The following is an 11,779-nucleotide window of genomic DNA, read 5'->3' as shown; positions in this document are numbered from 1 at the left end:
CTTTCTTCCTTCCTAGAATTTCTCCCATGAAAACACTATTTTTAATCGCCGCTCTTTTAACGACTCAAACAAGTTTTGCCAAAGAGGCCACACTGAAATATCCGGTGGAGTTTCTCTTTGAAAAGGTTCTGGAAAAAAAGCACCTGACAAAAAAAGATAATATTGCCTTCCCTAAGTTTTATTACTCAAGCAAAACGCCGGTAAAACAGTTCCAAGACGCTATTGAAGGCCAATGGGGTATGAGACCTGACTTCATCACCAACGCCTATGCTGTGGCCAATAACGAAGTTTATATCATGGACGATGCCGAGTATTATGAATCAAACAAACGTTGCATGGATGACTCTGTCGTGCACGAACTCGTCCACTACCTTCAAGTCAAGTACCTAAACTGGGACTTAAACGATGAAAGCCTTGAATGGGATGCCGTTGGAATTCAGACTGAATTTAGAGAGGAATTCTGTAAGCTCTAATACCCTTTTAGGATACATGTTTCCAACATTCAAATTATCGACAACAAACTTATTATCACCGGTTCCAATCTTTCCAGGGTGAAGACTGTAAAAATTCATGAGCAATCTGCCAATAAAAATTTTGCTATTGAATCACAATAAGCTACAAAAATCATAGCCAACTCAACCCAAGCGACCTCTCTCGACATTTCAAAAATGTTAAGTGTAATTCTCTCTGATGCTAATGCGAGTTCATCATTTCCAATTAATTTTTCTTTATGCGATTCCACTCTAGGTGATAAATTGCTTGATTGCTTGCTCAATGTCCCCTCAGGATGGCGACGTTCTCGCTTATGATCAATCCACAGACAAATGGAAGCCTACAAATGTTCCCGGTGTAGCAACTCCTGTCATCGGCATCAATGGTTATGCAAAACTAACTTTAAACTCGTCGGAACCTATCGCTTGCAATGCCTCTGCCTCTGGATAACGGCCGGGCAAAACAGCGACAGTTGTCGATGTAGTGCCTCACAGACTATGACCGGTTCTGTTTCTGGAAGCAGCGATTCATATACAGATAGCAGCTCTATTTGTATGGCCGCCGTGCATGCAGGGAAGATTAACATCAGTGGTGGAATTATAATTTTTAGAGTAAGAGCTGGAGAGGCTTCTTATTCCGGAACCACCAGCAATGGAGTCACTTCAACATCAAGCGGGGCCACAACATTAAAACTTCAGTTTGATGAAATTATATCTGTCATGTTCCCCGGATATAAATTCTACAAAGGAAGATTCACTAAAGTTTGGATTATTTTTATATAAGACGGCGACACAAACTCCTCAATCAACTTCGGTATGACAAGCTTCATCTCTACTTTTTCTTTTTTATCTGTCGTGGCCACAAAAATCTCCACAAACGCTTCAGCAATCAAAAGCACTTTAGACAAAGGTGAAAGATCCTCTGGGTATTTATTGGCAAAACCAGAGCCCTTTTTCATTCCATGATGATGCTTAATTAAAACATCCGCTCCCATCGGGCAACGCTTATAAGTCACGACCAGCTCCGCTGCTAATTTAGCATGGTTCATGATGATGTCTTTTTCTTTTTCTGAAAGTGCCGGATTATCGATTAAGGCCTTTTCAAATTTAAGTTGCGGATGCTTTAAGTAAATTGGTGAAAGATAAATATCGTGAAAGAAGAGAACAAAATTAATTTTATCAGACTGACCTTCTCCACCCCATGTCACATTTTTAATAATATGATTGGCAACGTAACTCGTGATCATTGAGTGAGTGAAGATGTAACCACTTTTGTTGTTTAACATTGTGGCCAGAAGTCCTTTTAGCTGGGCATTGTCCTTTACAACATCTGACATGACCTTAGCTGAAGCGGTGGCAATTTCCGCCATCTCCTGCCTGATTTCTTCCGTTGAAAACAAATTTGCGGCCGCAAATTCAAAACCATCATTAAGAACTTCTACTTTTTTATCAGTCGTCATTCCCGCATTATTTTTTAAGGCTTCAGTGATGCGTTCAATAAGTTTCAAAGAAACATTGTTAACCATCACCAGGCGATCTGTGCTGCGAACATAAATGGTGTCTACACCAGTTGCCTTTACGTTCTTGATACTCTCATCAATGGTGTCATCACGGCGGGCAAGCATCTTGTATTGAGAATCGACAGCGAGATAAAGGTTACAAGGAGCTTTAGTCAGCCCTTCAACTGGCGACATTGAAATGGGATAATAAGCACCCATTTGCATTTCGGCCATCTGCTTAGCCGTCACTCCTAGAATGGAAGCTGATTTTTTGAGAATTGATTGAATGTTATAGCGTGAAGAAACAGCAAATGTCTTATCATCGATATCCGTGTCTTCATCACCTCCGACTCTGATAAAAGGAGTCTTCACCCCATAAGAGCCACGGTACTCATTAATTTCTTTAAAGGCATCGCGCTTATTAATGGTATCCAGAGAAATAATAAGATCGAAGTTTTTCTTCGCTTTATGAATCGCTATTCCTGCTTCAATTGTCGTTACAAGTTCGGCCTTGGTAGCGAGATACACTTCCAGATTCATTACATACAATGTACTTAAAAATTCATTGTCACAGATGACCAGGGTTTTACTCATGAGCGAGATCCATCTAGAAGTCAGTAAATAAGAAACATCTAAAGAAGGATAGCACAAAAAAGTAAATGAAAGTGGTTAGGAAGTTTTGACATCGCCCTTTTGGACTAATCTCCAAAAGGGCGACGAAATTGATTAACTTAGTATTTTAGTAGCTCTAACATTCCTTGGTACACGCGGTCTGTATTTGGCAGAATCGCACGCTCAAGAATTCTGTTGAATCCAACAGGAGTGAATGTAGAACCTACGCGCTTAACTGGTGCATCCAGGTGCTCAAACGCTTTATCGTTGATGATCCCTACTAACTCTCCACCGAATCCACCGAATACTTTATCTTCGTGAACAATTAAACAGCGGTTTGTTTTCTTGATTGAGTGAATGATGGCCTCTTCATCAAGAGGAATTAGAGAACGAAGGTCAACAACTTCTACGTTATATCCTTCACCTGCTAATTTCTCAGCTGCTTCAAGACACATGTGAGTTGTATTTCCGTAAGTAATAACTGTTAAGTCAGTTCCCTCTCTTCTTACACGTGCTTTTCCAAATGGAACTTCGAAGTCATCTGGGACAACGGCCATCGCTTGTTTTGAGTTATAAAGCGACTTTGGTTCAAGATATAGAGTTGGCCCTTTTGATCTGAAAGCAGATCTTAAAAGTCCGGCAGCATCGTCAGCAAATGACGGCACTACAATTCTAATACCTGGAATAGCTGCTAGAGACCCTTCAAGGTTTTGTGAGTGGTACAGACCACCACCAATGTATCCACCAGAAGCCAGACGGATAATAACGTTCGGAGAGAACGCTCCATTAGATCTCCAGTAGTCGTGAGACATTTCGATGTATTGTTCCATTGCCGGCCAGAAGTAGTCAGCGAACTCTGCACCTTCAACACACACGCGGATATCGTCTCTGAAACGAGAGAATCCGTTAGCTGTTCCCAGGATAAAGTCTTCAGCGATTGGCCCGTTAAAGACGCGCTCAATTCCGAATTCCTGTTGCATTCCTTTTGAAACGTTGAAGATACCGCCCTTTTCTTTGTTGGCCATATCTTGTCCCCAAATGAATGTATTTGGGTTGTGACGGAATTCAGCTTTAAGTGTTCCGTTGATGGCGTCGATGAATTTCATCTCTTCGCCAGTTTGGTTGTGAGTTCCTTCCGGGTATTTTGTCGACACGTATGACTCTGGCCATAGGTTATCAAAGATTGATTCAGGAGTTGGGTTTGGTGCTTTCATCGCTTTTGTGTGAGCGTCTAAAACGACCTTTTTTTGTTCTTCATCAATAGCGTTTAGTTCTGCTTCAGTGAAAACTTTTGAGCTCAATAGTTCTTTTCTGTACGCAAGGTATGGGTCCTGAGCTTTTGCAGCCGCTCTTTCTTCTTCGTCGCGGTACCATTCGTGTTTATCAGAGTTCGAGTGGTTTCCGATACGAACACAGTCTGCGTGAACGATAACCGGCTCACATTTTTCAATCGCGATTCTTCTTGCTTCTTCCATCGCTGACATAGAATCGAAAACATCTTTTCCGTCACAGTGAATGATTGTCAGGTTTAGGAATCCTGAGAAGTTATCAGCAACTCGCTCGTTTGCTGTCTGATCTCTTTTTGGAACCGAAATCCCGTATCCGTTGTCCTGGAAAACGAAAACAACTGGAAGTTTCTCACAAGAAGCTCCGTTGATAGCTTCGTAACAGTACCCCTCAGATACAGATGATTCACCTTGAGAAGAGAATGCTACACCTTTGTGTTTGTATCTCTTCATTGCACGGGCAACACCAACAGCGTGAAGTGTGTGGTTACCTGTACAAGATGAAACGTTGTGAATCTTCCACTCTGGCTTAGCAAAGTGGTTAGACATGTGACGTCCACCAGAAGCTAAATCTGTCGCCTTAGAAATACCGTTGAGGATAATTTCTTCAGCAGTGATTCCAGCTGAAACAGCTGTCAGCATATCGCGGTAATAAGGGAAAAGATGATCCTCTCCTCTTACAAATGTTTGTCCGATAGCTAACTGGATTCCATCGTGGCCGGCGTATGGTGCGTGGTAAGACCAACCAACCGCTTGTTTTAAATAGTTTGGAGCACGCTCATCAAGCATACGACCAAGAGTCATAAGCTCGTACCATTTTTTCAGCTCAGCTTTTGGTGTTTTTTTCGCAGAATATTTCTTTTCTACTTTTTTTAGCATAGATACCTCAAGTCATAAAAAATTATGGAATTTCGATAGTAACAAATTTACAGAAAAAATGCACCCCCCGGTGCATTTTTATAGCGAATAAGAGACGCAAAAGATAAACTCTTTCCCAAAAGAGTTCTACAAATAAGTACCAAGGAGATATAATGCCAGTCGCCACACCTAAACAATATAAACAAATGCTAGAGAGAGCAAAAGCCGGCGGGTACGCATATCCGGCCATTAACGTGACTTCTATGTCGACTGCCAATGCCGCACTAAAGGCCTTCGCCGATAAAAAGTCTGATGGTATCATTCAAGTGTCTACGGGAGGCGGAAAATTCGCTTCAGGACAGGGCGTGGGAGATATGGCACTAGGGGCTATTTCTATTGCTCAGCACGTGCACCTGATGGCCGAAAAATACAATGTTTTAATCGCCCTTCACACAGATCACTGCCACCCTCAGTACGTGGAGAGCTTCATGCTTCCACTAGTTGCTGAAACAGAAAAAAGACGCGCAAAAGGTCTTCCAAATTTATTTAACTCACACATGTTTGATGGTTCGGAACTTCCATTAAACGAAAACATCAAAAAATCAAAAGAACTTCTTGAGAGATTTGCAAAAAGCGAACTTATTCTTGAAGTAGAAACTGGTGTTGTTGGTGGAGAAGAAGATGGTGTTAACAATGAACATGCTCCAGCTGATAAACTTTATACAACTCCAGAAGAAATGGTAGAGATCGCAAAAGCTCTTCGCCCTATTGGAACATTCATGTACGCTGCTACTTTTGGAAATGTACACGGTGTTTATAAGCCAGGAAACGTTAAACTTCGCCCGACAATCCTAAAAGATGGTCAGGACGCTGTTAAAAAAGCTTTCGGAGCTGAGGCAGAACACTTTTTAGTTTTCCACGGTGGATCTGGAAGTGAGCTTTCTGAAATTCACGAAACTCTTGGTTATGGTGTCATTAAAATGAACATCGATACTGACACTCAATACGCTTACACAAGACCAGTTGCAGACTTCATGCTGAAGAACTACGACAAAGTTTTAAAAGTAGACGGAGAAGTTGGATCGAAAAAACACTACGACCCTCGCGAGTGGATGAAGTCTGCTGAGAAAATGATGACAGAAAGAATTGCCACTGCTTGTGACGATCTAAAATCAACTGGAAAAAGTTTACTTCAATAATATCTTGTAGTTGCCCCCCTCTTTTGAGAATCTCCTCGGAAGGGGGCAATTTTCTTGAACCAAAACAACCTCTTATGTTTTAATAATTGGATGAAAATTAAAACACTGATCCTCGCTTCAATTCTCTTCTCATCAACAACTCTTAAAGCGGAAAGCTTCATGGCCATCATGGGTGGCGGTGGTGAGCCGCAAGGGAATTCGACAATTTTTGACAGCACGATGAAAATCTTGGGAAAAAATCTCAAAGGAACTGATTGGCAGTATCAAATTTCATTTAATGGAGGCCACGCGGATACAGAGCAACTTATGAGTTCTGAATACCCTACTCCAGCTGCGCCTGTTTCAAACTTCACTCCAGAAAATTACAAAAAAATGATTGAAGAATACAAGGCCCGAATTCTTCTTGGCGATATTAAATCCGGCGACCAGCTCATGATCATCATGAACACTCACGGAGCCGCCAAAGTAGGAAATAAAAAAACTCACTCTGTCGCTGCTTCTGGTGGAGCGGCCTCAGACCTTAACAATCTTTCAGGTACAAAATTAGTAAGTATGGATGACTTGGAAGAGCTGGTAAAACTGACTAACGAAAAAGGTATCAAGCTTGGGCTTGTTGATTTAAGTTGCCACTCGGGAAACACGATGGCACTAAAAAAAGACGCTCCTAATACTTGTATCATTACGGCCACAGGACCAAATCATTACGGTTACGCCGGTGACAGTGCTTTTTCCGGGCAATTCATGAAGAACCTTAAAAAAGGAACGACACTGGAAATGGCCTTTTTAAATGCGCGTGCTGATACCAGAGATGCTGCCTACCCTATGATTTCCACTGACGAAGGAGAAGAGATATCAGCGGAAGTTTACGCCAATATCACTCCTTATCTTTACTACTATGACCCTCAAGCAGACAAGCTGACAGATTACATGCTCAACAACTCCAATGACTGCATCACTTGTGTGAGAGATCAGCAATTCAGCGCCCTCTTTGCCCAAATTGATAAGCTTCAAGCGGCAGCGAGAGGAACAAAAAAAGGATATAACGGAGAACAATTAAAAAAACTTCTTCTCGACTACAAAAGACAACAGGATGAAATCCTAAAAACGGCCAGCTCAATTGGCGCTCTCAATGTCAATAAAAAGGAGGCTTTCTCCGCTCCGATTATGCTCAATGGTAAAAAAGTGAGAGATTGGTCTGTCGATTTTACCTGGGGACAAATGTTAAATCTGGAACCAGACAAAACGCTTGCAAATCTTGCAAAATACCGAGCCGATAAAAAAAGATCTGCGCTGGAAATAGCCCAAGACGACGCCATTTTTCAGGTATGGACTCAAATCAAGAAAAAGCAACAGGAAATCATCACTAACTTCCCGAACTTAAAAACAGCGAAAGAAGATGGAAAAAAACTTGTTCAGCAAATCGGAAACAACCGCGACACTGCTGAAAAAATTGCCTTACAAGAAAAGAAATTCTACGATGAACTCTATCGTCAGAAACAATCAATGAATGTCGATGATCCTTGTCGTAAAATTGTTTTTTAATTTAGGAACTCAGATCTCATGAAATATTTTCTTATTTTCCTTCTTCCAGCATCATTAAATGCTGCCATCATCACTGAGTGCGGAGAGTACACCGCCAAGGGTATCGTGCGCGCCAAAGAAGATGGAATCAAACTCATCGTCAACGAAAAGACCCAATCTGAATACGTCATTAGTATGCCCAGGCTTGAGCAGGGTAAAATCGCCGGACACATCGATCGCGATGTAACGGTTAAACTCTTACTGGATAAATTAGACGGACAAAAAGGGGTGACGGAGAATATTATCTCGATTGATTTTCGTATCCCCGATCCTCTTAAACCTGGAGACACTGGTTTTACGCTGGATAAAAAAATACCTTGTAGAAAAAACTAGAGCTTCTTTTTGATGTAGATCGTTTTATCAACTTCAGCAATGACATTGCCTTCATCGTCTTTGATATAAACAGTAAGTACTGGTTCGATTTTATGTTTACCTTTTAATTCTTCTTTATAGCCTTCAACCTGCTCACGCGTTAGCCTGAATTGAGCAAAGACTTTGGTCGTTCCAGGTCTTTTAAACCTGATACTCGCGGCCTTATCCCAGACGATATAACCTCTTCCCAAAAGCTGAATCAGCATCAGCATGTAAAAAGGATCGGTCATCGAGTAAAGAGAGCCACCATAGGCCGTTCCCACATAGTTGCGGTTCCAGAATCTAAGCTTCAGTGAAACATCCACTTCGAGAAAATCATTTGAGACATGGTCAATACGAATACCGGCCCCCCAAAAGGGAGGCCAGAAGTTCATTATTTTAAAAAGGATTTTTTGTCTGAAGTTCATTAGCCTAGAATTTTAGAAATGATCTCGTAAACGTTTTTAGAAAGCCCATCAGTCTTGATGATTCTCTCAAGCTCAGGTCTCATCAGGTCTTGAAGCGCTTTAGGTATGCGCTTGAAATCCTTAAAGCCCGAAGCTAAACGTGAAGCTACCTGTGGGTTTAATGTGTCCAACTCTAATAAACGATCTGCAATCAATTTATAACCACGTCCAGATGGGTGGTTAAACTGCACTTTGTTTGTCGCTACAAATTGACCAAGAAGTGCACGCACTAGATTCGGGATCGTGCGGTCGTACACGGCGTCTTTTTCCAGCTTCAAGACTGCATCGTATGTCGACTCATGAGAAGCACTCGCCTGCACTGTTAACCATTTTTGCATAACTAATGTTTCATGTTTCCATTTATCGTAGAAAGCTTTCAGCGCTTCATCTTTATGAACTGAGTTAGCATGAACAATTGTTGTCAGCGCTCCGATTTCATCTGTCATGTTCGTTGCTGCTTTAAAGTGATCGAAAGCAAGTGAGTTGTACTTGCCACCTTCCACGTATGAAAGAAGATCAAGACACTTATTCTTCAGGTCGCGTTGTCCCATTGATTTCGGGTCAAGTTTGTATTCTTTTTGTTCAATCGATTTATAAAGTTTTACCAAAGTATCCTGGTGAGCTGTCGCTAGAGTCTTTTTAACAAATGTGCGAACGGCTTCAGTTTCCGGGTAAGCGATCTCTGCCTGCTCCTGGTGAAGAACGCCTTCTCCTGGAATAGACATTGAAAGCGCCTTGAAAGCTTCATCAATATTGTTGTCAGCTAAGATTTTTCCGAAAGCTTCAACATATTTTGAGTTAAGCTCAAAAGTTCTTTTTGCTTTAGCATCTTCAATGAGATCCAGAATCAGTTTTGTCGACACAACTTGTGTCGCTTCAAAACGGTTGAATGAATCTGAATCGTGGGCCATTAAAAATAACTGCTCATCAAAAGTTAAGTCAGTTGTTAACTTAACTGGTGCAGAGAATTCGCGGTTAACTGAAGCAATTGGTTTTGAAGTGATGTTCTCAAAGATGAAGTCCTGAGTCGTTTCTTTTAACTCAAGAACTTTACTCGCGATATCTTTTCCAGTGCTGTCAATTAATCCTACTCTCACAGGCATGTGGTAAGCTTTTGCATCTTTTGGCGCGTTTGCCGGAAGAGTCTGAGTCAGTGTCAATGTGAAGCGCTTAGCAGCTTCATCATACTTCGACGTCGCTTTCAATAGCGGTGTTCCGTTTTGGCCGTACCAGTTTTTAAACTGAGTAAAATCGAAGTTATTATTGGCCACACTCATTGCATGGATAAAGTCTTCTGTTCTAACCGCTTGACCGTCAAAAAGTTCAAAATACTTATCCATCCCTCTTCTAAATCCATCTACTCCTAATAGTGTCTGGATCATGCGGATAACTTCGGCCCCTTTCTCATAGATCGTCGCTGTATAGAAGTTATTAATTTCCATATAAGTTGCCGGCTTAATCGGGTGAGATGTAGGCCCTGCATCTTCAGCAAACTGAGCGGCACGAAGACCCATGACCGACTGGATTCTCTCTACACTTCTTGAGTTCATGTCAGCTGAGAATTCCTGGTCTCTAAATACTGTTAAACCTTCTTTAAGAGTTAACTGGAACCAGTCACGGCAAGTGACTCTGTTTCCTGTCCAGTTGTGGAAGTACTCGTGTCCGATCACTGATTCGATCCCGTAAAAGTTTGTGTCTGTTGCTGATTTTTGGTCAGCAAGAACGTAAGCAGAGTTAAAGATGTTTAGACCTTTATTCTCCATTGCTCCCATGTTGAAAGCATCTACTGCTACGATCATATAAATATCAAGATCGTACTCAAGGCCAAAACGGTCCTCGTCCCACTTCATTGATTTTTTCAGTGACTCCATCGCGTGGTGACACTTATTTTCGTTTCCTTTATCGCAGTAGATCTCTAAAGCAACGTTACGCCCCGATTTTGTTTTAAAAGTGTCTTTAATAACCCCTAAGTCTCCAGCTACAAGAGCATAAAGATAAGCTGGTTTTTTAAAAGGGTCTTCCCAAGTCACGAAGTGCTTTCCACCTTCAAGGTCTCCACGAGCAATCGGGTTACCGTTAGAAAGAAGAATCGGGTAAAGTTTTTTATCTGCTACGATTTTTGTTGTAAACTTTGCCATGTTGTCCGGGCGGTCAACGTAGAAAGTGATTCTTCTGAATCCTTCCGGCTCGTTTTGTGTACAGAAGATCGTTCCTGATTTGTATAGACCATCAAGAGTTTTGTTGGCCTCCGGATTGATTTCATTTTCAATCATCAGAGTAAACTCCGCCGGGACTTTATTTAAAGTCAGCGTATGGTTTTCTGTTGAGTGAACATAATCAGTGTATGTTTCATTGTTAAGCTTAATTGATTTTAAAACCAGCTCTTCTCCGTTAAGAATCAGAGGAGTCACTTCATCAGTGTTTCTCTTGATCTTCATCGTCGACTGAACCAGAGTTTTTGTATTGTCTAAGTGAAGAACTAAATCGATTGTTTCAACCAGGTAATCAGGTTTTTTATACTCGCTTAATTTAATCACTTTTGGTGCGTCAGTTTTCATAATCAATCCTCAATCCTATATATTTAGTGTTCCAGATGAACCTTGTAGCCAGTATGGCTTCTTATGTTGATAACACCAACATCAAAAATTAAGTACTGCCCCTTGATACCGAGGAGCTTACCGCCCACGACTTCTTGTTTGTCAAAAGACATCGAAGAGACTTTTTCCGGGTAAGTCAGTACCGGGTATTCAATGTCGATGACGTCTTCGTTTTCTAAGATACTCACGTGATCGCTGCCGAACTTGCTTTCCAGATCATCGAGATCATCGCCAAAAAGTTCAAAAAGTTCATCGCGCTTTGCTTGCAAATCAATTTCTTCCGGCACGCCCTTAAGCATCTTGCGCCAATCTGTCTTATCGTTGACCTCACTCGAGAGAAGTTTTTCAAAAACACCCGACTGGTAGCGAGTCCCCACTTTTAAAATAGGCAGCGCCTGTGTCGCTCCCTGGTCAATCCAACGGATAGGAATCTGAGAGGTTCTTGTGATCCCCACCTTGAGCCCTGAAGAATTGGCCAAGTAGACGTAATGAGGGATCATACAGTTTACTAGCCCCCAATCGGGCTCCCGACAAGTCCCTCTTTCAAAGTGACAGGTTTCAGGTCTAAGAATGCACATATCGCACTCAGCGAGCTTGATAGAACACGGGTAACAGTAGCCGCCAGAATAGCTCTTGGCCGTCTTTTTCCCGCAGTTCGTGCAGTTAATTTCCTTGTGATAGATAAGCTTTAGGTCTTTTCCGATCAGGTCGTTAAAAAGGACTGGGCCTTCCGGGGTCAAAAGCTTATAAATGGCCTTGCCATCCAGGAGCTCGACCTCCATCTTATCGAGATTAAATCCATTCAATGTACTCATGACCCCGGATTCTACTCAACTAT

General features: G+C 41.8%; 11 protein-coding genes. 6 read left to right on the top strand and 5 right to left on the bottom strand.

All coding sequences use genetic code 11. The annotated features are described in order from the left end of the window. Positions 1 to 26 precede the first annotated feature (26 nt). From ACN20O_RS15275 to ACN20O_RS15265, 3 genes are all read left to right on the top strand, one after another. Positions 27 to 473 carry a hypothetical protein gene (locus ACN20O_RS15275; protein ID WP_491634775.1) on the top strand — a complete coding sequence of 149 codons (447 nt, stop codon included), beginning with the start codon at positions 27 to 29 and terminating at the stop codon, positions 471 to 473. 286 nt (positions 474 to 759) lie between these two features. Further along, positions 760 to 942, top strand: a complete 183-nt coding sequence (locus tag ACN20O_RS15270; protein ID WP_491634774.1) for a hypothetical protein — start codon at positions 760 to 762, stop codon at positions 940 to 942. A 47-nt stretch (positions 943 to 989) separates the two neighbouring features. Further along, positions 990 to 1,274, top strand: coding sequence for an LCCL domain-containing protein (locus tag ACN20O_RS15265; protein ID WP_491634773.1), 285 nt, complete (start codon positions 990 to 992; stop codon positions 1,272 to 1,274). Here the strand turns inward: ACN20O_RS15265 and ACN20O_RS15260 are convergent. Both ACN20O_RS15260 and ACN20O_RS15255 read right to left on the bottom strand, forming a co-directional pair. Beyond that, positions 1,232 to 2,584 (bottom strand): HD-GYP domain-containing protein, encoded by a 1,353-nt coding sequence (locus tag ACN20O_RS15260; protein ID WP_491634772.1) that lies wholly within the window; start codon positions 2,582 to 2,584, stop codon positions 1,232 to 1,234. The genes ACN20O_RS15265 and ACN20O_RS15260 overlap by 43 nt on opposite strands. Before the next feature lie 137 nt (positions 2,585 to 2,721). Then, on the bottom strand, positions 2,722 to 4,767 hold the full coding sequence (locus ACN20O_RS15255; protein ID WP_491634771.1) for an alpha-ketoacid dehydrogenase subunit alpha/beta: 2,046 nt from the start codon (positions 4,765 to 4,767) through the stop codon (positions 2,722 to 2,724). 152 nt (positions 4,768 to 4,919) lie between these two features. Here ACN20O_RS15255 and fbaA point away from each other — a divergent pair, with 152 nt between their 5' ends. The 3 genes from fbaA (at position 4,920) to ACN20O_RS15240 (ending at position 7,859) form a co-directional block, all read left to right on the top strand. Then, positions 4,920 to 5,945: a class II fructose-bisphosphate aldolase gene (gene fbaA / locus ACN20O_RS15250; protein ID WP_491634770.1), complete on the top strand. Its 1,026-nt coding sequence runs from the start codon at positions 4,920 to 4,922 to the stop codon at positions 5,943 to 5,945. Positions 5,946 to 6,035: 90 nt separating this feature from the next. Further along, positions 6,036 to 7,487 (top strand): hypothetical protein, encoded by a 1,452-nt coding sequence (locus ACN20O_RS15245; protein ID WP_491634769.1) that lies wholly within the window; start codon positions 6,036 to 6,038, stop codon positions 7,485 to 7,487. An 18-nt stretch (positions 7,488 to 7,505) separates the two neighbouring features. Continuing rightward, positions 7,506 to 7,859, top strand: a complete 354-nt coding sequence (locus ACN20O_RS15240; RefSeq protein WP_491634768.1) for a hypothetical protein — start codon at positions 7,506 to 7,508, stop codon at positions 7,857 to 7,859. On the opposite strand, the gene ACN20O_RS15235 is transcribed toward ACN20O_RS15240, so the two are convergent. From ACN20O_RS15235 to ACN20O_RS15225, 3 genes are read right to left on the bottom strand one after another with little or no spacing between them, the layout of a single operon-like run. Continuing rightward, the gene (locus ACN20O_RS15235) at positions 7,856 to 8,305 is read right to left on the bottom strand and encodes a DUF4442 domain-containing protein (protein WP_102243217.1); all 450 of its coding nucleotides are present in this window, start codon (positions 8,303 to 8,305) and stop codon (positions 7,856 to 7,858) included. The genes ACN20O_RS15240 and ACN20O_RS15235 overlap by 4 nt on opposite strands. Then, complete coding sequence (gene pepN, locus ACN20O_RS15230; RefSeq protein ID WP_491634767.1) at positions 8,305 to 10,902, bottom strand: aminopeptidase N; 2,598 nt, start codon at positions 10,900 to 10,902, stop codon at positions 8,305 to 8,307. The genes ACN20O_RS15235 and pepN overlap by 1 nt, the downstream gene beginning before the upstream one ends. Positions 10,903 to 10,925: 23 nt before the next feature. Next, positions 10,926 to 11,756: a DUF2797 domain-containing protein gene (locus ACN20O_RS15225; protein WP_491634766.1), complete on the bottom strand. Its 831-nt coding sequence runs from the start codon at positions 11,754 to 11,756 to the stop codon at positions 10,926 to 10,928. Positions 11,757 to 11,779: the final 23 nt, after the last annotated feature.

The organism is Bacteriovorax sp. As-1 (assembly GCF_058446905.1).
The sequence above is the reverse complement of the archived record's forward strand: the minus strand, read 5'-3'. Positions and strand labels throughout refer to the sequence as shown.